This window comes from Streptomyces sp. Je 1-4 4N24 (genome assembly GCF_026239515.1).
Lineage (GTDB): Bacteria > Actinomycetota > Actinomycetes > Streptomycetales > Streptomycetaceae > Streptomyces > Streptomyces nigrescens.
This window is the reverse complement of the sequence record NZ_CP110836.1, coordinates 4628794-4650785: the sequence shown is the minus strand read 5'-3', so window position 1 is coordinate 4650785 and position 21992 is coordinate 4628794. Positions and strand designations below refer to the sequence as shown.

20 protein-coding genes and 1 tRNA gene are annotated in these 21992 nt (G+C 68.0%); 9 read left to right on the top strand and 12 right to left on the bottom strand.

Annotation, left to right across the window (positions count from 1 at the left end; all coding sequences use genetic code 11):
- Nucleotides 1–159: 159 nt before the first annotated feature.
- The 10 genes from SLV14N_RS20165 to dnaA form a co-directional block, all read right to left on the bottom strand.
- Nucleotides 160–294 carry a DLW-39 family protein gene (locus tag SLV14N_RS20165; RefSeq protein WP_003958712.1) on the bottom strand — a complete coding sequence of 45 codons (135 nt, stop codon included), beginning with the start codon at nt 292–294 and terminating at the stop codon, nt 160–162.
- Nucleotides 295–483: 189 nt separating this feature from the next.
- A tRNA-Ile gene (locus SLV14N_RS20160) sits at nt 484–557 on the bottom strand.
- Between the two features lie 88 nt (nt 558–645).
- Nucleotides 646–1335: a DUF3566 domain-containing protein gene (locus SLV14N_RS20155; protein ID WP_208682427.1), complete on the bottom strand. Its 690-nt coding sequence runs from the start codon at nt 1333–1335 to the stop codon at nt 646–648.
- Nucleotides 1336–1350: 15 nt separating this feature from the next.
- A complete protein-coding gene (gene gyrA / locus SLV14N_RS20150; protein ID WP_208682425.1) occupies nt 1351–3972 on the bottom strand; it encodes a DNA gyrase subunit A in 2622 nt (873 codons plus the stop codon).
- A gap of 50 nt (nt 3973–4022) precedes the next feature.
- A complete protein-coding gene (gene gyrB / locus SLV14N_RS20145; RefSeq protein ID WP_208682423.1) occupies nt 4023–6077 on the bottom strand; it encodes a DNA topoisomerase (ATP-hydrolyzing) subunit B in 2055 nt (684 codons plus the stop codon).
- A gap of 320 nt (nt 6078–6397) precedes the next feature.
- On the bottom strand, nt 6398–6931 hold the full coding sequence (locus tag SLV14N_RS20140) for a DUF721 domain-containing protein (protein WP_127152033.1): 534 nt from the start codon (nt 6929–6931) through the stop codon (nt 6398–6400).
- Nucleotides 6928–8064, bottom strand: coding sequence for a DNA replication/repair protein RecF (gene recF, locus SLV14N_RS20135; RefSeq protein ID WP_263270504.1), 1137 nt, complete (start codon nt 8062–8064; stop codon nt 6928–6930). The genes SLV14N_RS20140 and recF overlap by 4 nt, the downstream gene beginning before the upstream one ends.
- Before the next feature lie 70 nt (nt 8065–8134).
- Nucleotides 8135–9013, bottom strand: a complete 879-nt coding sequence (gene gnd / locus SLV14N_RS20130; protein ID WP_208682419.1) for a phosphogluconate dehydrogenase (NAD(+)-dependent, decarboxylating) — start codon at nt 9011–9013, stop codon at nt 8135–8137.
- 206 nt (nt 9014–9219) lie between these two features.
- Nucleotides 9220–10350: a DNA polymerase III subunit beta gene (dnaN, locus tag SLV14N_RS20125; RefSeq protein WP_018092092.1), complete on the bottom strand. Its 1131-nt coding sequence runs from the start codon at nt 10348–10350 to the stop codon at nt 9220–9222.
- 1018 nt (nt 10351–11368) lie between these two features.
- Nucleotides 11369–13291, bottom strand: coding sequence for a chromosomal replication initiator protein DnaA (gene dnaA, locus SLV14N_RS20120; RefSeq protein WP_263270503.1), 1923 nt, complete (start codon nt 13289–13291; stop codon nt 11369–11371).
- Between the two features lie 377 nt (nt 13292–13668).
- Here dnaA and rpmH point away from each other — a divergent pair, with 377 nt between their 5' ends.
- The 9 genes from rpmH (at nt 13669) to SLV14N_RS20075 (ending at nt 20510) form a co-directional block, all read left to right on the top strand.
- Nucleotides 13669–13806: a 50S ribosomal protein L34 gene (gene rpmH / locus SLV14N_RS20115; protein ID WP_003949374.1), complete on the top strand. Its 138-nt coding sequence runs from the start codon at nt 13669–13671 to the stop codon at nt 13804–13806.
- A 21-nt stretch (nt 13807–13827) separates the two neighbouring features.
- The gene (rnpA, locus tag SLV14N_RS20110) at nt 13828–14286 is read left to right on the top strand and encodes a ribonuclease P protein component (protein ID WP_208682415.1); all 459 of its coding nucleotides are present in this window, start codon (nt 13828–13830) and stop codon (nt 14284–14286) included.
- Entirely contained in the window at nt 14283–14600 is a 318-nt protein-coding gene (yidD, locus tag SLV14N_RS20105) for a membrane protein insertion efficiency factor YidD (RefSeq protein WP_006604423.1), read from the top strand. The genes rnpA and yidD overlap by 4 nt, the downstream gene beginning before the upstream one ends.
- 3 nt (nt 14601–14603) lie before the next feature.
- Complete coding sequence (gene yidC, locus SLV14N_RS20100) at nt 14604–15734, top strand: membrane protein insertase YidC (RefSeq protein WP_208682413.1); 1131 nt, start codon at nt 14604–14606, stop codon at nt 15732–15734.
- Nucleotides 15735–15748: 14 nt separating this feature from the next.
- Nucleotides 15749–16255, top strand: a complete 507-nt coding sequence (locus SLV14N_RS20095; RefSeq protein ID WP_018092096.1) for a R3H domain-containing nucleic acid-binding protein — start codon at nt 15749–15751, stop codon at nt 16253–16255.
- A gap of 135 nt (nt 16256–16390) precedes the next feature.
- Nucleotides 16391–17116, top strand: coding sequence for a 16S rRNA (guanine(527)-N(7))-methyltransferase RsmG (rsmG, locus tag SLV14N_RS20090; RefSeq protein WP_208682411.1), 726 nt, complete (start codon nt 16391–16393; stop codon nt 17114–17116).
- A gap of 305 nt (nt 17117–17421) precedes the next feature.
- Nucleotides 17422–18492, top strand: a complete 1071-nt coding sequence (locus SLV14N_RS20085) for an AAA family ATPase (protein ID WP_078518757.1) — start codon at nt 17422–17424, stop codon at nt 18490–18492.
- On the top strand, nt 18489–19586 hold the full coding sequence (locus SLV14N_RS20080) for a ParB/RepB/Spo0J family partition protein (RefSeq protein ID WP_263270502.1): 1098 nt from the start codon (nt 18489–18491) through the stop codon (nt 19584–19586). The genes SLV14N_RS20085 and SLV14N_RS20080 overlap by 4 nt, the downstream gene beginning before the upstream one ends.
- Before the next feature lie 306 nt (nt 19587–19892).
- Nucleotides 19893–20510 carry a GNAT family N-acetyltransferase gene (locus SLV14N_RS20075; protein ID WP_030075726.1) on the top strand — a complete coding sequence of 206 codons (618 nt, stop codon included), beginning with the start codon at nt 19893–19895 and terminating at the stop codon, nt 20508–20510.
- Nucleotides 20511–20593: 83 nt separating this feature from the next.
- Here SLV14N_RS20075 and trxA read toward each other — a convergent pair whose 3' ends face one another.
- Together trxA and trxB are read right to left on the bottom strand one after the other, a co-directional pair.
- Nucleotides 20594–20920, bottom strand: coding sequence for a thioredoxin (trxA, locus tag SLV14N_RS20070; protein WP_127152041.1), 327 nt, complete (start codon nt 20918–20920; stop codon nt 20594–20596).
- 46 nt (nt 20921–20966) lie between these two features.
- Nucleotides 20967–21941 (bottom strand): thioredoxin-disulfide reductase, encoded by a 975-nt coding sequence (gene trxB, locus SLV14N_RS20065; RefSeq protein WP_208682407.1) that lies wholly within the window; start codon nt 21939–21941, stop codon nt 20967–20969.
- Nucleotides 21942–21992 lie beyond the last annotated feature (51 nt).

Below are 21992 nucleotides of genomic sequence, written 5' to 3'. Positions count from 1 at the left end.
CAAGAGGATCACCGTCACGGTCCTGCAACGACAACCAGCCACCCCGGCACAGCCGCCGGCCCCGGGAGCACCGGCCTCCCGCCCGCCCCCGGACGCACGAAACCCCGACCACCCGGAGGCAATCGGGGTCCGTACGAACCTGCTGTGCGTTTATGGGTCTCAGACACCCGAACCTGCGGGCACGGAGTCGGTCGCCTCCGTCCACAGATCCTGCTCGGCGCGATCCGCCTGGATCTGGCGGTACACGAGGAGCCCGCCGATGGCGGCCAGTGCGACCAGGAGAAGCTTCTTCACCGCGCGACCTCGTCTTTCGTTGACGTAGGGGACCTATGTCGGCCGATGATACACACCGACCGATACCGATCGGTTACCTAGCCCGCGGTCGGCAACACCTCTTCCGAGACGCGCTCCGCGAGCCAACTTCCGCCTCCGTACAACGAATCGGCCCGGCCGGGGAGTTCCCCGGCCGGGCCGATTGTGCAGTGCGGCTACCAGGACTTGAACCTGGGGCCTCTTCCTTATCAGGGAAGCGCTCTAACCGTCTGAGCTATAGCCGCGCGCTCGCTGCACCAGAAGATTAGCGCACTTCAGAGGCGTTCCCAAAATCGGTTCACGGAGCCTGGCGAACGCCCTCTCACGAGGGACTCACTCGTCCTCGGCGAGGGTGAGCTCCACGCCTCCGACGAACCCGGCCGACAGGTTGTAGATGAAGGCACCGAGCGTGGCCAGGGCCGTCGCCAGCACCACATCGATCACCGCGATGATCGAGGTGAACAGCAGCGCCCGCGGCAGCGACAGGAACGACTGGAGATCGAAGCCGCCGCCGTCACTGGAGCCGGTGGCCTCGCTGATCGTCGCGCCGACCGTGGAGAAGACGCCCATCGCGTTCATCACCATCCACAGCACCGCGACGGCCACGACCGTGCAGATGCCCAGCGCGATGGAGAGCAGGAAGCTGACCTTCATCACCGACCACGGATCGGCGCGGGCCACCCGCAGCCGGGCCTTGCGGGTCCGCGGGGCCGTGGTGGCGCCCGTACGGGGCCTGCGCACCGCCTGCCCGCCGGTCTCCCCGTCCTCGGTGGGATACGCCTGAGGCGGCTGATACGGCTGCTGTGCGCCGCTCCCGGCCTTCGCCTGGGGTTCCGGCCGGGGCTGTGGCTGTGGCTGTCGGGTATCGGTCACGGGTCCCCCTTGATGCGAGCCCTCGTCCCGGGGGCCGGTGTCGGAAACGGCGGAGCCACGGGCGCTGTCCTCCGTCACGGTCGCGGGTCCGGACGAGGAGCCCTTCCCGGCTCCCGATCCACCCGCCGCAGCGCCCGTGGCTCCACTCACGATCTACTCCTCGTGTTACTCCGCGGGCTGCTCGCCCTCGGTCTCCGCGGGCACGGTCCCCTCCGCCGCCTCGGTCTCGTCGGGCTCGGCGCCCCCGTCGACCTCTTCGGCTTCACGGCCGGCCTCGGCGTTCCATGCGATGCCGACGACGGCATCACGCTTGCCCAGGTTGATCAGTTGGACGCCCATGGTGTCACGGCCCGTCTCACGCACCTCGTTGACCCGCGTACGGATCACGCCACCCCCGAGCGTCACTGCGAGGATCTCATCCGTCTCCTCGACGACCAGCGCGCCGACCAGCGAACCCCGGTCCTCGACGATCTTGGCGGCCTTGATGCCCAGCCCGCCGCGGCCCTGGACGCGGTACTCGTCGACCGCGGTGCGCTTGGCGTAGCCGCCGTCCGTGGCGGTGAACACGAAGGTGTTGGCGCGGACCACGTTCATCGAGAGCAGCTCATCGCCCTCGCGGAAGCTCATGCCCTTCACACCGGACGTGGCCCGGCCCATCGGGCGCAGCGCCTCGTCCGTCGCCGTGAACCGGATCGACTGGGCCTTCTTGCTGATCAGCAGCAGATCGTCGTGCTCCGACACCAGCTCGGCGCCGATCAGCTCGTCATCCGTGCCGTCCTCCTGCTCGCGCAGGTTGATCGCGATGACACCGCCGGAACGCGGCGAGTCATAGTCCTTGAGCGGCGTCTTCTTCACCAGGCCGGCCTTGGTGGCGAGCACCAGATACGGCATGGCCTCGTAGTCGCGGATCGCCAGGATCTGCGCGATCTGCTCGTCCGGCTGGAAGGCGAGGAGATTGGCCACATGCTGACCCCGCGCGTCCCGTCCCGCGTCGGGGAGTTCGTACGCCTTGGCGCGGTAGACCCGGCCCTTGTTCGTGAAGAACAGCAGCCAGTGGTGGGTCGTGGAGACGAAGAAGTGGTCGACGATGTCGTCTTCCTTGAGCTTGGTGCCCCGGACGCCCTTGCCGCCGCGCTTCTGCGAGCGGTAGTCGTCGGTCTTCGTCCGCTTCACATAGCCGCCACGGGTGATCGTGACGACGATGTCCTCCTCGGCGATCAGGTCCTCGATGGACATGTCGCCCTCGAAGGGCACCAGCTTGCTGCGCCGGTCGTCGCCGAACTTCTCGACGATCGCCGCGAGTTCCTCGCTGATGATCTGGCGCTGCCGCTCCGGGGAGGCCAGGATCGCGTTGTACTCATTGATCTTGCGCTGCAGCTCGTCGTGCTCGGCGGTGATCTTCTGGCGCTCCAGGGCGGCCAGTCGGCGCAGCTGCATCTCCAGGATCGCGTTCGCCTGGATCTCGTCGATCGTCAGCAGGCCCATCAGGCCCTCGCGGGCCACCTCGACCGTCTCACTGCGCCGGATCAGCGCGATGACCTCGTCGATGGCGTCCAGCGCCTTGAGCAGACCGCGCAGGATGTGCGCCCGCTCCTCGGCCTTGCGCAGCCGGAACTTCGTCCGGCGGACGATGACCTCGACCTGGTGCGTCACCCAGTTGCGGATGAAGGCGTCCAGCGAGAGCGTGCGCGGCACCCCGTCGACCAGCGCCAGCATGTTCGCGCCGAAGTTGGTCTGCAGATCGGTGTGCTTGTAGAGGTTGTTGAGGACGACCTTGGCGACCGCGTCCCGCTTGAGCACGATGACCAGACGCTGGCCCGTACGCGAGGAGGTCTCGTCGCGGACGTCCGCGATCCCGCCGATCTTGCCGTCCTTCACCAGGTCGGCGATCTTCTGCGCGAGGTTGTCCGGGTTGACCTGGTAGGGCAGCTCGGTGACCACCAGGCACTGGCGGTTCTGGATCTCCTCGACCGCCACCACCGCACGCATCGTGATCGAGCCACGGCCGGTGCGGTAGGCCTCCTCGATGCCCTTGCGGCCCACCACCAGCGCGCCGGTGGGGAAGTCCGGGCCCTTGATCCGCTCGATGAGCGCGTCCAGCAGCTCCTCGTGGGAGGCCTCCGGGTGCTCCAGCGCCCACTGGGCACCGGCCGCGACCTCGCGGAGGTTGTGCGGCGGGATGTTGGTGGCCATACCGACCGCGATACCGGCCGACCCGTTGATCAGCAGGTTGGGGAAGCGCGCCGGCAGGACCGTCGGCTCCTGGTTACGGCCGTCGTAGTTGTCCTGGAAATCGACGGTCTCCTCGTCGATGTCCCGCAGCATCTCCATGGAGAGCTGCTTCATCTTGCACTCGGTGTACCGCATGGCGGCGGCCGGGTCGTTGCCCGGGGAGCCGAAGTTGCCGTTGGAGTCGACCAGCGGCATCCGCATCGACCACGGCTGTGCCAGGCGCACCAGGGCGTCGTAGATCGAGGAGTCGCCGTGCGGGTGGTACGTACCCATGACGTCACCGACGACGCGGGCGCACTTGTAGAAGCCCTTCTCGGGGCGGTAGCCGCCGTCGTACATGGCGTACAGGACGCGGCGGTGGACGGGCTTGAGGCCGTCCCGGACGTCCGGCAGCGCACGCGAGACGATGACGGACATCGCGTAGTCGAGGTAGGAGCGCTGCATCTCCGTCTCGAGCCCGACGGGCTCGACACGCATCCCCACGCCTTCGATGGCGGCGGGCGCGCCCTCGGCGGTCACGCCGTCCGGGGTCACAGGGGGGTTCTCGTCGGCCATGGTGGTTCAAAGTCCTTTCGAGCTGCGGCTGTTGTTCGGGCCGACAGGGCTCAGATGTCGAGGAAGCGGACGTCCTTGGCGTTGCGCTGGATGAACGAGCGGCGCGCCTCGACGTCCTCGCCCATCAGCACGGAGAACAGGTCGTCCGCGCGGGCCGCGTCGTCCAGGGAGACCTGGCCGAGGACACGGTGGTCGGTGTCCATGGTCGTGATGCGCAGCTCCTCGGCGTTCATCTCACCGAGACCCTTGAACCGCTGGATGGAGTCCTCGCGGATCCGCTTGCCGTTCTGCTTGCCGAGCTCGATCAGCGCGTCCCGCTCCGGGTCGGAGTAGGCGTACTCGAAGTCGTCCCGGCCCCACTTGATCTTGTACAGCGGCGGGCGGGAGAGGTAGACGTGCCCGGCCTCGACCAGCGGCCGCATGAAGCGGAAGAGGAAGGTGAGCAGGAGGGTGTTGATGTGCTGACCGTCGACGTCGGCGTCCGCCATCAGGATGATCTTGTGATAGCGGAGCTTCTCGATGTCGAAGTCCTCGTGCACACCCGTGCCGAACGCCGAGATCAGCGCCTGGACCTCGTTGTTCTGCAGGATCTTGTCGACCCGGGCCTTCTCGACGTTGAGGATCTTTCCTCGGATCGGCAGGATCGCCTGGTACTCCGGGTTACGGCCGGACTTGGCCGAGCCGCCGGCGGAGTCACCCTCGACGATGAAGATCTCGCACTTCTCGGGGTCGTTGGACTGGCAGTCGCTCAGCTTGCCGGGCAGCGACGCGGTCTCCAGCAGGCCCTTGCGGCGGGTCAGATCGCGCGCCTTACGGGCCGCCACACGCGCGGTGGCCGCCTGGATGCCCTTGCGGATGATGTCCGCGGCCTCGTTGGGGTTGCGGTCCAGCCAGTCGTTGAGGTGCTCGTGGACCACCTTCTGGACGAAGGTCTTCACCTCGGTGTTGCCCAGCTTGGTCTTGGTCTGACCCTCGAACTGCGGCTCGGCGAGCTTGACCGAGATGATCGCCGTCAGACCCTCGCGGATGTCCTCACCCGTGAGGTTGTCGTCCTTCTCGCGCAGCAGCTTCTTCTCGCGCGCGTAGCGGTTGATCAGACCGGTCAGCGCGGCGCGGAAGCCCTCCTCGTGGGTACCGCCCTCATGGGTGTGGATGATGTTCGCGAAGCTGTAGACACCCTCGCTGTACTGGGTGTTCCACTGCATCGCGAGGTCGATGGAGAGCATCCGCTCCTTGTCCTCGGCCTCGACCGAGATCACCGTCGGGTGCACCAGCTCGCCCTTGCGCGAGTTGAGGTACGTCACGAAGTCGACGATGCCGCCCTCGTAGTGGTACCGCACCGAGAGCGGCGTGCCGTCCTCGTCCACGTGGTCCGGGCGCTCGTCGGTCAGCGCGATCGTCAGACCCTTGTTGAGGAACGCCATCTCCTGGAAGCGCCGCGACAGCGTCTCGAAGCTGTACGTGGTGGTCTCGAAGATGTCGGGGTCGGCCCAGAACGTCACGGTCGTGCCGGTTTCGTCCGTCGCCTCGTTCTTGGCGAGCGGCGCGGTCGGCACACCGAGCTTGTACTCCTGCGTCCAGCGGTAGCCGTCCGTGCGGACCTCGACCGCCACCCGCTGCGACAGCGCGTTCACGACGGAGACACCCACGCCGTGCAGACCACCGGAGACCGCGTAGCCGCCGCCGCCGAACTTACCGCCGGCGTGCAGCACCGTCATCACGACCTCGACGGCCGGCTTGTTCTCCGACGGCACGATGCCGACCGGGATACCGCGGCCGTTGTCGACGACGCGGACGCCGCCGTCGGCCAGGAGCGTCACCGTGATGGTGTCCGCGTGGCCCGCCAGCGCCTCGTCGACGGAGTTGTCGACGACCTCTTGCACGAGGTGGTGCAGACCACGCTCGCCCGTCGAGCCGATGTACATGCCAGGGCGCTTGCGGACCGCGTCCAGGCCTTCGAGGACGGTGATCGCACTGGCGTCATACGACTTCTCCACCGCGGAGTCGCCCATGGCGCCGGCAGGAACCCCCTCTTCAGTAGAAGCCGTGTTGTTCTCGTTGAGGTCGCCGGAGTCGGCCACGAAGCGCCCTTTCTGGCACAGCACGAGCCCTTCCGCGCCTGTGGGATTCACCCCTGGGAAGACAGGCGGGAGCGGCTGCGTCGTTCGACATGTTCCGCGAGTGGGCGGGATTGCCACCAGTGTACCGGTGGCGCCGACACTCATGGGGGTTTGGAGGCACCTGAGTCGTCATGTGCCGCCCTGAACTGGCGTCCGCCGACTCCCCATATCCGAGACGGGGCCTCAGGACGCTCACGCGGGCACTCAGCGCTTCGGACTGTCAACCGGCGGCTACCGTGAGCGGAGTCTCATCCGCCTCACCCGTATATAGGGGACCTTCGCAGGTCACCCAGGGGGTCCGGGGCTCAGCCGTAGGTGTCGCCAGGGCCCTTGCTGCCCGGTGCGCGCAGCGATCCGTAGCGCCGGGCGGGACCGCCAGGGCCCAGCACCTTGATCACCTTTACGGTGCCGTGCCCCAGGTCCTCGTTGAGGCGGGCCACCAGCGTCGGGGCCAGCAGCCGCAGCTGCGTCGCCCATGCCGTCGAATCGCACTGCACCGTCAGCACCCGGGCGTCCTCGTCGTACTTCTGCGGCTCACAGTGCTGTGCCACCTCGGGCCCGACCAGCTGCGGCCAGCGCCCCATCACCCCGCCGACCGCCGCCGGGGTCTCCCAGCCGCGCTCCGTGATCAGCCGGTTGATCGCCGCACCGAGCGGCAGCGGATCGCGGCCGTCCGCCCGCGCCCCCGAGCGCAGTCCCCCGCGCCTGGCCTGCTTCTTCTGCTGCGCGGCCGCGCCCCGCGCCCGCGCCTGCTCCTTTGCGGCCACCAGCGCCTGGCGGGCCAGATCCACCCCGGAGAGCTCCGGCGGCCGGGGCCGGTCGGGCTGCTCCTCGCTCACGGGGTCACCTTCTCCACGGCGCCGCCGGCCACCGCAAAGCGCGTCCCGGCCAGGACACCCGGCACATCGTCGTCCACCGCGGCCGTCACCAGCACCTGCTCGCCCGGGGCCACCAGCTCCGCCAGCCGCTCGCGGCGTCGCGCGTCCAGCTCGGCGAAGACGTCGTCCAGGACGAGCACCGGCTCATTGCCCTCGGCGCGCAGCAGGTCGTACGAGGCCAGCCGCAGCGCCAGCGCATACGACCAGGACTCACCGTGGCTGGCGTAGCCCTTCGCCGGGAGCTGCCCCAGCTTGAGCACCAGATCGTCGCGGTGCGGGCCGACCAGCGTCACCCCGCGCTCGATCTCTCCCTTACGGGCCTCGCCGAGCGCCGCCAGCAGCACGCCGTACAGCTCCTCGCGGGTGGTGGCCTCGGCCATCGCCTCGCCCGCCGAACCGCGGTACTCCAGCGCCAGCGGCCCGCCGCCCGGCGCCAGCTGTTCATAGGCCTTGTCCGCGAGCGGCTGCAGCGCGGCGATCAGATCGAGCCGCTGCGTCAGCAGCTCGGCGCCCGCGCGGGCCAGATGCTGGTCCCATACGTCGAGAGTGGACAGGTCCATCTGCCGGCCGCCGTGCCGCCGCGCCAACGCGGCTGTTTTCAACAGGGTGTTGCGCTGCTTGAGGACCCGGTCGTAGTCCGAGCGCACCCCGGCCATCCGCGGCGACCGCGCGGTGATCAGCTCGTCCAGGAACCGCCGGCGCTCCCCCGGATCGCCCTTGACCAGCGCCAGATCCTCCGGCGCGAACAGCACCGTCCGGACGATCCCCAGCACGTCCCGCGGCCTGACCTGCGAAGACCTGTTGATCCTGGCGCGGTTGGCCTTGCCCGGGTTGAGCTCCAGCTCGATCAGCTGCTGCCGCTCGCCCTGGACGACCGCGGCCCGGACGACCGCCCGCTCGGCGCCCATCCGCACCAGCGGGGCGTCCGAGGAGACCCGGTGGCTGCCGAGCGTGGCGAGATAGCCGATCGCCTCGACCAGATTGGTCTTGCCCTGGCCGTTGGGGCCCACGAAAGCCGTGACGCCCGGATCGAGCGGAACCTCGACCCGGGCGTACGAGCGGAAGTCGGCGAGGGACAGATGCGATACGTGCATGGCTGGGTGCCGACCTCCCCCGGCTGTGCGTGCTGTTGGTGCCTGTTGCTTCTGGTTGCTGCGGTGTCCGCTACTTCGTGCCCTCGACCGCGTGGCCACCGAACTGGTTGCGCAGCGCGGCGATCATCTTCATCTGCGGGGAGTCGTCCTGACGGGAGGAGAAGCGCGCGAAGAGCGAGGCCGTGATCGTGGGCAGCGGTACGGCGTTGTCGATCGCGGCCTCTACGGTCCAGCGGCCCTCACCGGAGTCGGCGGCGTAGCCGCGCAGCTTCTCCAGGTGCTCGTCGTCGTCGAGCGCGTTGACGGCCAGGTCCAGCAGCCAGGAGCGGATGACCGTGCCCTCCTGCCAGGAACGGAAGATCTCCCGCACGTCCGTGACGGAGTCGACCTTCTCCAGCAGCTCCCAGCCCTCGGCGAAGGCCTGCATCATCGCGTACTCGATGCCGTTGTGGACCATCTTCGCGAAGTGGCCGGCGCCGACCTTGCCGGCGTGCACCGAGCCGAACTCGCCCTCGGGCTTGAGCGCGTCGAAGATCGGCTGCACCTTGGCGACGTCGTCCTTGTCGCCGCCGTACATCAGCGCATAGCCGTTCTCCAGGCCCCAGACGCCGCCGGAGACACCGCAGTCGACGAAGCCGATGCCCTTGGCCTTCAGCTCCTCGGCGTGCTTCTCGTCGTCGGTCCAGCGGGAGTTGCCGCCGTCCACGACGATGTCGCCCGGCGAGAGCAGCTCGGCCAGCTCGTCGATCGTGGACTGGGTGGCGGCACCGGCCGGCACCATGACCCAGACCACCCGCGGACCCTTGAGCTTCTCCACAAGCCCCTGGAGGCTGTTCACATCCGCCAGGTCCGGGTTGCGGTCGTATCCGACGACGGTGTGGCCGGCGCGGCGAATGCGCTCGCGCATATTGCCGCCCATCTTGCCGAGACCGACGAGACCGAGCTCCATCAGAGACCCTCTTTGCACGTAGTCGTTGCTGGTGTACCCGAGACCGAGCCTACGCCCGCAGGTCCGTGCACACCTGTGGGCTCAGCCGCTCATCAGGGGCCTGTCAGCCGGTCGCCACAAGGCCCGTGGCCAGGGCGGCTGTCCGGCACCCGCCGGACAGCCGCACCGGCGTACCGCCGTCCGCGTGGCCCTCGCGCTCCCGGCCGTCAGCCCGACAGCCGCACCGGCATGATCAGGTACTTGTACGCGTCGTCCGCCTCGGCGTCCTTGGCCGGCCGGCCGCTCAGCAGCGCCGGCTTCGTCGAGGTCGTGAAGGACAGCTGCGCCACGGGGGAGTCGATGGCCGACAGGCCCTCCAGCAGGAAGCCGGGGTTGAAGGCGATCGAGATGTCGTCACCGTCCAGATCGGCGTCGACCCTCTCCACAGCCTGTGCATCGTCGCTGGAGCCGGCCTCCAGGATCAGCACGCCCTGCTCGAAGCTCAGCCGGACCGGAGTGTTCCGCTCGGCCACCAGCGCCACACGCTTGACGGCCTCGACGAACGGGGCGGTCTCGATCACGGCGACCGAATTGAACTCGGTCGGGAAGAGCGTGCGGTACTTCGGCAGGTCGCCTTCCAGCAGACGGGTCGTCGTCCGGCGCCCGGCACCCTCGAAGCCGATCAGGCCCTCGCCCTGGCCGGAGCCGGACAGCGCCAGCGTGACGGTGTCGCCGCTGCTGAGGGACTTGGCGGTGTCCAGCAGCGTCTTGGCGGGGACCAGCGCGACCGCGGAGGCGTCCGGGCTCTCCGGCTTCCACAGGAACTCGCGCACCGCGAAGCGGTAGCGGTCGGTGGAGGCGAGGGTGACCGTGTCGCCCTCGATCTCGATCCGTACGCCGGTGAGCACCGGAAGGGTGTCATCACGGCCGGCGGCGATGGCGACCTGGGCGGCGGCCGCGGCGAAGACCTCACCGGGGACGGTACCGGTGGCGGTGGGCATCGTCGGCAGGGACGGGTACTCCTCCACAGGAAGGGTGTGGAGGGTGAACCGCGAGGAACCACAGACGACGGTGACTCGTACACCGTCGGTGGAAATCTCCACCGGGCGGTTGGGGAGCGCACGGCAGATGTCGGCGAGCAGCCGGCCGGAGACGAGGACGGTGCCCTCCTCTTCCACCTCCGCGTCCACCGAAACCCGCGCGGAGACCTCGTAGTCGAAGCCGGAGAGGCTCAGCGTGCCGTCCTCCGTCTTCAGCAGCAGGCCCGCGAGGACGGGCACCGGCGGACGGGCCGGGAGGCTCTTGGCCGCCCAGGCCACTGCCTCCGCGAGTACATCGCGCTCCACCCGGATCTTCACCGGAAACCGCCTCCTGCTGTTGCTGGCTCTTCGCCCTGCTGGCCTTCGTCGTCGGCTGGGTTGCCGGAGACCAGTCTGACGCACGCCACCGACAGTCGGTGCGGCTCGGGGTCAAGTCGACTCGACCGGGGCCGGACGCTCGGCGGCCAACTTGTGCACAGGCCCCGTTTCCGAACGAGTTCCCCGGTAGATATCCGTGGTCGTAGTAGTAGGGGCTGTGGAAACCGTGGACAACCGCTTTTGCGCAGGTCAACGCGGATTTTTTGTCCACCGCCCCTGTGGGTGGCGGCCGTGGATAAGCGGGCGGTTCTGTGGACCGCCGGAAGTTCTGCACACCCGATGCACAGGGGACAGGTACTTCTCCCCAGTGCCATCCCCAGCTTTACCCACGTTCCCCACAGCCCAACCGACCACCTTGGTGTGACCGCTTTCACTCGGCCCGGTGAGGGTGGGTGTCGTGTTGCCGAACAGTGGACAGCGGTGTGGAGAAGCCGGTGATTGCTGGGGACAACGGCGGCTTGCCTGTGGGCGGACGGTGGACAAGATGTCGGCCCTCCTGTGGACGAATCCGCTGTCCACACCCTGTGGAGGAAGGTTGGCCACAAATCCACACGCGGCTGACCTCCCCCGATGCCCCGTCAGTACACCGGCCTGTGGATCCCACAGGGATAACTTTCCCCTCCCCAAGGTGTGGACGGAAGATTCTTGCCCAATCTGTGGAGAGAGGCCGTGTCCCGCCGCGGAATCGAACAGAGCCGACGCGTTCCACAGGTTTGGGACGAGGGCGGGGCGTCTCGGAGCGGGGGTCAGAGGGGTTCGGGGAGGGCCCGGGAGAGGCGCTCTACGGGATCGGACGCCCTCCCCAGGCGCGCGCAGGACGACGCAGAGGAAAGCGGAAGGAAGAAGGGGAAGCGGGGAGGGCGGTGCGGCCGGGGCGCTCGTCGGCCCGCGGTCCCCGTACGGCGAAGGGCGCTCCGGGAGCGTTCCCGGAGCGCCCTGGGCGTCCTGTGGGCCGGCCTCAGCCGTTCTTGATGCGGTTGGTGAGCTCGGTGACCTGGTTGTAGATCGAACGTCGCTCGGCCATCAGCGCGCGGATCTTGCGGTCGGCGTGCATCACGGTCGTATGGTCCCGGCCGCCGAACTGCGCACCGATCTTCGGCAGCGAGAGATCGGTCAGCTCGCGGCACAGATACATGGCGATCTGGCGGGCGGTCACCAGCACCCGGCTGCGCGAGGAGCCGCACAGATCGTCGATGGTCAGCCCGAAGTAGTCCGCGGTCGAGGCCATGATCGCGGTCGCGGTGATCTCCGGCGCGGCATCCTCGCCGCCGGGGATCAGATCCTTCAGCACGATCTCGGTCAGCCCCAGGTCCACCGGCTGCCGGTTGAGCGAGGCGAACGCCGTGACCCGGATCAGCGCGCCCTCCAGCTCACGGATGTTGCGCGAGATCCGTGACGCGATGAACTCCAGCACCTCCGGCGGCGCGTTCAGCTGCTCCTGCACCGCCTTCTTGCGGAGGATCGCGATCCGGGTCTCCAGCTCGGGCGGCTGGACGTCGGTGATCAGACCCCACTCGAAGCGGTTGCGCAGCCGGTCCTCCAGGGTGACCAGCTGCTTGGGCGGCCGGTCACTGGACAGCACGATCTGCTTGTTCGCGTTGTGCAGCGTGTTGAAGGTGTGGAAGAACTCCTCCTGCGTCGACTCCTTGCTCGCCAGGAACTGGATGTCGTCGACCAGCAGGATGTCCATGTCGCGGTAGCGCTTGCGGAACGCGTCCGCCTTGCCGTCGCGGATGGAGTTGATGAACTCGTTGGTGAACTCCTCCGAGCTCACGTACCGCACCCGGGTCCCCGGATAGAGGCTGCGCGCATAGTGCCCGATCGCATGCAGCAGGTGGGTCTTGCCCAGACCGGATTCCCCGTAGATGAACAGCGGGTTGTACGCCTTGGCCGGTGCCTCGGCGACGGCCACCGCGGCGGCGTGCGCAAAGCGGTTCGAGGCACCGATGACGAAGGTGTCGAAGAGGTATTTCGGGTTCAGCCGGGCGGTCGGCTCTCCGGGGCCGGTCGCCGGCGCGGGCTGCGCGGCGAGCGGGCTGGGCGCACCGCTGGGCGCGGGCAGCCCGGCGCCGGGGCCGGAGCCGGGAGCGCCCGAGCGGCCGTTGTGCCCGCCGGGCTGGTGCTCGGAGAGGTCGCGGCGCGGCTGGTCATACGGGGAGCGCGGACCGTCGGAGTGCTGCGGCGGCCCATTGCGGTCGGGCGCCTGCGCACGGTAGTCGTTCTGCCGCTGCTGATGCTGTGAGACGTGGGACGACGGGGAGGCGTACGGGTCGCGCTCGGGGAAGCCGCCGAGGTGCTGCTGCTGCCAGCCGTAGTCGTCGCGCGGCCCGGGGCCGCCGCCCATCTGCGGCCAGCCGCCGGGTTCGTGCCGGGGCTGCTGGTAGTCCGGGTAGGCGGGCCGGACGCCGGGCAGGTCCTCGCCCTGGTGTCCGTAGCCCTGTCGGCTGTCGTGCCGGGAATCGTGCCGCGCTTCGTAGCCGTCGTACGCATTGTGCTGCTGCGGTTCGTGTTGCTGCTGTGACTGATGCGTCTGCTGGTGGTGCGGGGGGTGCTGCTGAGACGACTGGTGCTGAGGAGCGGGCGGCGCGGACTGCGCCGGGGGCTCCTCAGCGGAGTCGTCCACGGTGATCGCGATCCGGATCGGACGGCCGCACTCATGACTGAGGGCCTCCCCGATCAGCGGCGCCAGCCGGCCTTCGAGCACACCCTTGGCGAATTCATTGGGGACAGCGAGCAACGCGGTGTCGGCGACCAGCGCCAGCGGCTGGGTGCGCTTGAGCCAGTCCTGGTCCTTGGGCTTGAGGCCGTCGGCCTCCGCACGGAGGAGATGGTCGAGCACGCGCGGCCACACTGCGGCAAGATCGGCAGGTACATCAGCCACAGGGCACGCTCTCTCACAGTCCCACGAATGTGTGATTCTCAGGACGGGCGGGAAGGAATCGAAGTTCAGCCACGGTAGTCAGGGCGGGCCTGGGGATTCAAGTTGTTGTCCACAGGCTGTGCATAGTGTGTCCTGACAAGGGGCCGGTCGGCGCCGCCGAGGAGCCGGTTTGACCGGATGGCGTAGCCGCGCGTACCGTGACCAGGTCGAGTTGTCGATGGCTGCTGCCGCCTGCCTCCGATGGGCAAAGATCACGCTCGAGTGATCGTGTAGCGGTGCACTTAGGCGTTGCGAGCTACTCGTGGGCGCACGGTGACAGCCAGTCGACGCCCCACATCTGTCTCTCCTGAGACAACAAGCATTCCTGGAGCCCCCGAGTGAGCAAGCGCACCTTCCAGCCGAACAACCGCCGTCGCGCGAAGACCCACGGCTTCCGTCTGCGCATGCGGACCCGTGCCGGCCGCGCGATTCTCGCGTCCCGCCGTGGCAAGGGTCGCGCCCGCCTGTCGGCCTGAGCAGCAACCTAGGTCCATGACGTGCTGCCTACCGAGTATCGGCTGAGGCGGCGCGAGGACTTTGCGACCGCGGTACGCCGGGGACGCAGGGCCGGGCGCCCGCTCCTTGTCGTTCATTTTCGTAGCGGTGCAACGGACCCGCACGGGTCGGGGGAAAGCGTTCCCCCGGCACGTGCGGGTTTCGTCGTGAGCAAGGCAGTGGGCATCGCTGTCGTCCGCAACAAGGTCAAGCGCAGGCTGCGTCATCTCATGCGCGACCGGCTGGACCGGCTGCCCACCGGTAGCCTGGTTGTCGTACGGGCCCTGCCCGGCGCGGGTGATGCGGATCACGATCAGCTGGCCCGCGACCTGGATGCCGCCCTCGAGCGGCTGCTGGGAGGGGTGCCGCGAGGCTGCCATCCCCCGGGGGCTGCGACCGACGGCCGCTGCGCCTCGGGCCCCCGGAACCCCGGACGGGACCCGGGAGGGAGCGCACAGTGAAGTACCCGCTGCTGCTTTTGATCAAGATCTATCAGTGGACCATCAGCCCCCTGCTGGGACCGGTCTGCAAGTACTACCCGTCGTGCTCGCACTATGGCTACACGGCCATCGACCGGCATGGCGCGGTGAAAGGGACTGCGCTGACAGCCTGGCGCATTCTGCGATGCAATCCGTGGTCGCTCGGTGGCGTCGACCACGTCCCTCCCCGGAAGCGTCCGGTTTGGCATCAGCGGCTGAGGAGCCGCCTGGGCGGGCCCACCGTCCCTGAGCCTGTCGCCCAGCCCGAGACTCAGCCCAACGCCCAAGGAGCCTGATTCGTGGACACGATCCTCGGTCCCCTCTATATCGCTGTTTCCTGGATCATCGTCCAGTTCCACTCGTTCTACAGCCTCATCTTTGACAAGGACAGTGGCGCGGCGTGGGGTCTGTCCATCGTCTCGCTGGTGGTGCTGATCCGTATCTGCCTGATCCCGCTCTTCGTGAAGCAGATCAAGTCGACGCGGAACATGCAGGCGCTCCAGCCGAAGATGAAGGCGATCCAGGAGCGCTACAAGAGCGACAAGCAGCGCCAGTCCGAAGAGATGATGAAGCTCTACAAGGAGACGGGCACCAACCCGCTCTCGAGCTGTCTCCCGATTCTGGCCCAGTCGCCGTTCTTCATCTCGCTGTACCAGGTCCTGAACCACATCGCTGAGAACAGGGTGGTCGGCGTTATCGACCAGCCGCTTCTGGAGAGTGCGCAGAAGGCCCATATCTTCGGTGCGCCCCTGGCGGCGAAGTTCGTGGACAGCGCGGAGAAGATCCAGAGCCTGGGCGCTTCTGTGGTCGACGTCCGCGTGGTCACCGTCATCATGATCGTCCTGATGTCGGCGTCGCAGTTCTACACGCAGCGCCAGCTGATGACCAAGAACGTCGACCTCACGGTGAAGACGCCGTTCATGCAGCAGCAGAAGATGCTGATGTACGTCTTCCCCATCATGTTCGCCGTCTTCGGTATCAACTTCCCCGTCGGTGTTCTCGTCTACTGGCTGACCACCAACGTGTGGACCATGGGCCAGCAGATGTTCATCATCCGTCGTAACCCGACCCCGGGCAGCAAGGCCTTCGAGGAGCGTCAGGAGCGGCTGCGGGCCGCGGGCAAGCTCGTCGAGGACCCGGCCGAGATCGCCGCGAAGCAGGCCGTCGAAGAGGCACGTCAGAACCGCCAGCAGCCCAAGCGCCAGACGAAGAGCAAGCGGCAGACCGGCGGCGCTGCGGCCGGCGGTGCGCAGGCCCGTACGCGGGCCGGATCGGCGTCGGGCTCCGGTCAGGGTGCTGCGAAGAAGCCGTCGCTGGAGAAGAAGGACGCGCAGGAGGACAAGGGGAAGGGCGGCGCCTCCGGGTCCCGCACCACCAAGTCCGGACAGCGCAAGGGCCAGCAGCGCCCCAAGCACCCGACCAAGAAGTAAGAAGGAGTCCTTTCGTGACGGACACGACCCCTGCCACCAAGGGCACCGACACCCTGACCCGCCTGGAGCAGGAAGGCGAGATCGCGGCCGACTACCTCGAGGGTCTGCTGGACATCGCCGACCTCGACGGTGACATCGACATGGATGTCGAGGCCGACCGCGCCGCGGTGTCGATCATCAGCGACTCGACCAGCCGTGACCTGCAGAAGCTGGTGGGCCGCGAGGGTGAGGTGCTGGAGGCTCTGCAGGAGCTGACCCGGCTGGCCGTTCACCGTGAAACCGGTGATCGCAGCCGTCTGATGCTGGACATCGCCGGATTCCGGGCGCGTAAGCGTGAGGAGCTTTCGGAGATCGGCGCGAAGGCGGCGGAAGAGGCCAAGGGCACCGGCGAGCCGGTGAAGCTCGACCCGATGACGCCGTTCGAGCGCAAGGTCGTCCATGACGCGGTGGCGGCGGCCGGGCTCCGGAGCGAGTCCGAGGGCGAGGAGCCGCAGCGTCGAGTGGTTGTTCTCCCGGCCTGACCGCTCAGCGCTCCCGTTTTTCTTTGGCCCCGTCTGCCCGCAGGCGGGGCCAAACGTTGTCAGCGTTCTGTGTTATCCCGGGGGCGTAACCCGGGTTCCCGGCAGAAGAAGCAGTCCAGAAGAAGGGCGGTTCCCGTGACGGAGGCAGCAGCAGAGCTCCCTCCTGCGCCGAAGGCGGCGGAGGAGGTATTCGGTGAGCGCTTTCCGGAAGCCGTGCGGTACGGCGAACTGCTCGCCGACGCCGGGGTGAAGCGTGGGCTCATCGGCCCGCGTGAGGTGCCGCGGCTGTGGGAGCGGCATCTGTTGAACTGCGCGGTGCTCTCCGAGGTGGTCCCCGAGGGCGTCACGGTCTGCGACGTGGGCTCGGGGGCCGGGCTGCCCGGTATCCCGCTGGCCCTGGTGCGCCCGGATCTGAAGATCACGCTGCTGGAGCCGCTGCTGCGGCGTACGAACTTCCTTCAGGAGGTCGTCGAGCTGCTCGGGCTGGACCATGTCACGGTCGTGCGCGGGCGGGCCGAAGAGGTCATGGGCAAGCTCCCCCAGGTGCATGTGGTGACGGCGCGTGCCGTCGCCCCCCTCGACCGGCTGGCCGGCTGGGGTGTGCCGCTGTTGCGTCCCTACGGCGAGATGCTGGCGCTCAAGGGCGATGCGGCGGAGGAGGAGCTCAAGGGGGCCCGGGCGGCGCTGAGCAAGCTCGGCGTGGTGGAGACCTCGGTGGTGCATGTGGGCGAGGGCATTGTGGATCCGCCGTCGACCGTGGTGCGGGTCGAGGTGGGCGAGAGCCCCGGCGGTGTCCGCTTTGCGGCCAAGCGGGCGAAGGCGGCACGCGTGAGCCGTGCGTCGAGGGGGCGCCGTCGCTGATGCCCGATGTCGGCGCGATGGAGGCCGGCGTTGATATGAGGGCATCCCGTTCCACGAAGGGCAGGAACGGGCGAATTCCGTAAATGCCATCAAAACGACACAAGACGGAGTGTCGCGGCTGATTCAGGCGCGACGCTGGCATCGTGTTTCACGTGAAACGTCGTTCTCTGCTGCAAGGGATCATCGACCGTGGTCGTGCGGCCGCCGTGCCGCGTGACCGTAGACCCACAAGGGTCAGCGAAGTATCCACAGAAGTGGATTCGTCCACAGGAGAACGGACCTCACTGGTTCACGACACCGAAAGCATGGCAGGCTCTGAACATTGCGAGCCTGATGTCGAGGAGAGTGAATCCTTGCGGTCCGACGCCAACATCGCGGGACCGATGACCGATCCGGTCCCCGGTCCCCGTAGCGAGTCGTTCGGGGACGACGTTTCACGTGAAACGCCGCCCCCGATGGACGACACCCCGATCGGTCGTGCAGCTCAGCTGGCGGTGGAGGCACTTGGCCGCGCGGGTGAGGGGCTGCCCCGGCCTGAACAGACGCGGGTCATGGTGGTTGCCAACCAGAAGGGCGGGGTCGGAAAGACCACGACCACGGTGAACCTGGCGGCCTCCTTGGCCCTGCACGGTGCCCGGGTTCTGGTGATCGACCTCGACCCCCAGGGCAATGCCTCCACGGCGCTGGGGATCGACCATCACTCCGAAGTGCCCTCCATCTATGACGTGCTGGTGGACAGCAAGCCTCTCTCCGATGTGGTGCAGCCGGTTGTGGATGTGGAGGGCCTGTTCTGTGCGCCCGCCACGATCGATCTGGCCGGTGCGGAGATCGAGCTGGTCTCGCTGGTGGCACGTGAGAGCCGGCTGGACCGCGCCATCAAGGCGTATGAACAGCCGCTGGACTACATCTTCATCGACTGCCCGCCCTCCCTCGGCCTGCTCACGGTCAACGCGCTGGTGGCCGGCGCCGAGGTACTGATCCCGATTCAGTGCGAGTACTACGCCCTGGAGGGACTGGGGCAGCTGCTGCGGAACGTCGATCTGGTGCGGGGGCATCTCAATCCCAAGCTCCATGTCTCGACGATCCTGCTCACCATGTACGACGGGCGCACCCGGCTGGCGTCCCAGGTCGCCGATGAGGTGCGTAGCCACTTCGGCCATGAGGTGCTCCGTACGAGCATCCCCCGCTCGGTGCGCATCTCCGAGGCACCCAGCTATGGGCAGACGGTGCTCACCTATGACCCGGGATCCAGCGGTTCGCTTTCCTATCTCGAAGCGGCCCGAGAGATCGCATTGCGTGGGGTCCCGCAGACCGGGGGCCAGGGCCTCAGCGTCAACTATGAAGCACAGCACAGCATCTCGGAGGGGACTCAGTGAGTGAACGACGTAGAGGCCTGGGCCGTGGGCTCGGTGCGCTGATCCCCGCGGCACCGCAGAGCACGGATCATGCCGGGGCCGCGGGGCAGGGGGCGACGTCACCGTCGTCCGTACCCGTCCTGGCCCCGGAGCGTGGGGTGGCGGCTGCCAAGGTGACCTCGCTGTCGGCGCACGGTGTTTCACGTGAAACGGAAGCACCGGCCGGGGCCGAGGCATCGACGGCGGGCGTCTCGGAGGTGTCCGGCGCGCACTTCGCCGAGGTGCCGCTGGACGCAATCAAGCCGAACCCGCGGCAGCCACGGGAGGTCTTCGACGAGGACGCTCTCGCCGAGCTGGTCACCTCCATCAAGGAGGTGGGCCTGCTCCAGCCGGTGGTGGTCCGACAGACGGGGCCGGGGCGGTATGAGCTCATCATGGGTGAGCGCCGCTGGCGGGCATGCCGTGAGGCCGGGCTGGAGAAGATCCCCGCGATCGTGCGGGCCACGGACGATGAGAAGCTGCTGCTCGATGCGCTCCTGGAGAACCTCCACCGGGCCCAGCTCAACCCGCTGGAAGAGGCAGCCGCCTATGACCAGTTGCTGAAGGACTTCAAGTGCACGCATGACGAGCTGGCCGACCGGATCGGGCGTTCGCGCCCGCAGGTCTCCAACACGCTGCGACTGCTGAAGCTCTCCCCGTCGGTGCAGAAGCGGCTTGCCGCGGGTGTGCTCTCCGCGGGCCACGCCCGTGCGCTTCTTTCCGTGGAGGACTCGGAAGAGCAGGACCACCTTGCGCGCCGCATCGTGGCGGAGGGGCTCTCGGTCCGCTCCGTCGAGGAGATCGTGACGCTCATGGGGTCGGCCCCCAAGGGGGCGAGCAAGACCAATGGGCCCCGCGCGGGCGCCCGGGTGTCTCCCGCGCTCACGGGCCTCGCCTCCCGGCTGTCCGACCGCTTCGAGACCCGGGTGAAGGTCGACCTGGGACAGAAGAAGGGAAAGATCGTCGTTGAGTTCGCCTCGATGGACGATCTGGAGCGCATTCTCGGCACGCTCGCCCCGGGGGAGGGGCGCGTCCTGGACCAGACGCTGGCCGAGGAGAACAACGACGAGGAGTGAGCTGACGCTCTCGGCTCCTGGGCGGGCCGTGTTCCGGAGCCCATACCGGAACACGGCCCGCCCTTTGCACTCGTGCGGTACCCGTGCCCGTAAAGGGTGGATACGATGCGTTCGGGTATGGCACGCATCCATGTGGACATCTCACACCGAGGAGAGGGCCATGCGATCGGTGAGCCGCACCGGACTGTTGGCAGCGGGGTTCGGTCTCGCAGCCATCGGAGGGTTCGTTGGTGGTCTGCTCAGAGAGCAGGTGGCGCTGACAGCGCTTCGGGGTGTGGCAGGCGAGGAAAGTGAGGACCTGGGTTCATGGGCCGTCGGCTCGTACCGCTCACGCTGGACAACCTTCCGGACCTCCCCAAGCGCTGCCGCTCCTGTGTCTTCTGGGAGCTCGACCCCGTCAGTGGCGAGGCCGCGGTAAAGGCGGGTCGCCCTGAGCTGGAGAAGGAAGCCTGGATTTCGGCAGTACTGCTGGAGTGGGGGTCCTGCGGGCGGGTGGTCTATGTCGATGAGGTGCCGGTCGGGTTCGTGATGTACGCCCCACCGGCCTATGTGCCACGCTCCACGGCCTTCCCCACCAGTCCCGTCTCGCCGGATGCGGTGCAGCTGCTGACGGCATGGCTGATCCCCGGCTACCAAGGCCAGGGGCTGGGGCGGGTGATGGTCCAGACGGTCGCCAAGGACCTCATCCAGCGTGGCTTCAAAGCCATCGAGGCCTTCGGGGATGCCCGGTGGAGTGAGCCGGCCTGTGTGCTGCCCGCCGATCATCTGCTCGCGGTGGGCTTCAAGACCGTACGTCCCCACCCCCGCTTTCCTCGGCTGCGTCTTGAGCTGCGCACCACGATCTCGTGGAAGGAAGATGTGGAGCTCGCACTCGACCGCTTGCTGGGAGCCGTCCAGAAAGAGCCCGCACTGCGACCGTTGTAGAGCCGACGGTTTCCCGTGAAACAGAGAACGGGCCCGCTCCCTCAGGGGGCGGGCCCGTTTCCCGTGAAACGTGGCGGTGTGACTCAGCCGAGGAAGTCCGCCAGGTCGCGCTCGATCGCGGCCTTCGGCTTGGCGCCGACGATGGTCTTCACGACCTCGCCGCCCTGGTAGACGTTCATGGTCGGGATCGACATGACGCCGTACTTGGCGGTGGTGGCCGGGTTCTCGTCGGTGTTCAGCTTGGCGATGACGATCCCGTCGTGCTCGGCGGCAATCGCTTCCAGGGACGGGGCGACCTGGCGGCACGGGCCGCACCAGGTGGCCCAGAAGTCCACGAGAACGGGCTTGTCGCTCTTGAGGACGACCTCTTCAAAGTTGTCGTCCGTGACGGTCACCGTGGCGCCGGCCATGGGATTCTCCTTACTGGGTGGGTGGTGGGAAAGCTGGGTGCGCGGATCAGGCGGAGGGAGTCTTCTCCGGCTCGGCCGTCGCCTCGCTGTCCGACAGCGACGCGAGGAAGCGCTCGGCGTCGAGGGCGGCGGAGCAGCCCGTGCCAGCCGCGGTGATCGCCTGACGGTAGGTGTGGTCGACGACATCGCCGGCCGCGAAGACGCCGCTCAGGTTGGTACGCGTGCTGGGCGCGTCGACCTTGAGGTAGCCGTCGTCGTCGAGCTTCAGCTGGCCCTTGAACAGCTCGGTCCGCGGGTCGTGGCCGATCGCGATGAAGAGGCCGGTGACGGGGAGCTCGGAGGTCTCGCCCGTCTTGAGGTTGCGCAGCGTCAGACCCGAGAGCTTGCTCTCACCGTGGATCTCGGCGACCTCGCTGTCCCACACAAACTTGATCTTCGGGTCGGCGAACGCACGCTCCTGCATGGCCTTGCTGGCCCGCAGGGTGTCACGGCGGTGGACGACCGTGACCGACTTGGCGAAGCGGGAGAGGAAAGTGGCCTCCTCCATCGCGGTGTCGCCCCCGCCGATGACGGCGATGTCCTGGTCCTTGAAGAAGAACCCGTCACAGGTGGCGCACCACGAGACGCCGCGACCGGACAGTTCGTCCTCACGGGGCAGGCCGAGCTTGCGGTGCTGGGAGCCGGTGCTGACGATCACGGTCTTCGCCCGGTGCACATTTCCAGCGGTGTCGGTAACGGTCTTGATCTCTTCGGAGAGATCGACCGCGACAATGTCGTCCGGCACGAGCTCGGCGCCGAAGCGCTCCGCCTGGGCACGCATGTTGTCCATGAGGTCCGGCCCCATGATGCCGTCGCGGAAACCGGGGAAGTTCTCCACGTCGGTGGTGTTCATCAGCGCGCCTCCGGCGGTGACGGCACCTTCGAAGACCAGCGGCTTCAGGGACGCGCGGGCGGTGTAGAGCGCTGCGGTGTAGCCCGCGGGCCCGGAGCCGATGATGATCACGTTGCGGACGTCGCTCACGGGTGTCTTCCTTGTCTCTGCCGACTGCTTGCTGGGGCTCTCGGTTCTCTC

Coding starts and splice junctions, on each gene's coding strand:
- gyrA (WP_208682425.1), bottom strand. CDS start 3,972: ATGGCCGACGAGAACCCCCCTGTGACCCCGGACGGCGTGACCGCCGAG.
- recF (WP_263270504.1), bottom strand. CDS start 8,064: ATGCACGTATCGCATCTGTCCCTCGCCGACTTCCGCTCGTACGCCCGG.
- gnd (WP_208682419.1), bottom strand. CDS start 9,013: ATGGAGCTCGGTCTCGTCGGTCTCGGCAAGATGGGCGGCAATATGCGC.
- SLV14N_RS20085 (WP_078518757.1), top strand. CDS start 17,422: ATGGCAGGCTCTGAACATTGCGAGCCTGATGTCGAGGAGAGTGAATCC.
- SLV14N_RS20075 (WP_030075726.1), top strand. CDS start 19,893: ATGGGCCGTCGGCTCGTACCGCTCACGCTGGACAACCTTCCGGACCTC.
- trxA (WP_127152041.1), bottom strand. CDS start 20,920: ATGGCCGGCGCCACGGTGACCGTCACGGACGACAACTTTGAAGAGGTC.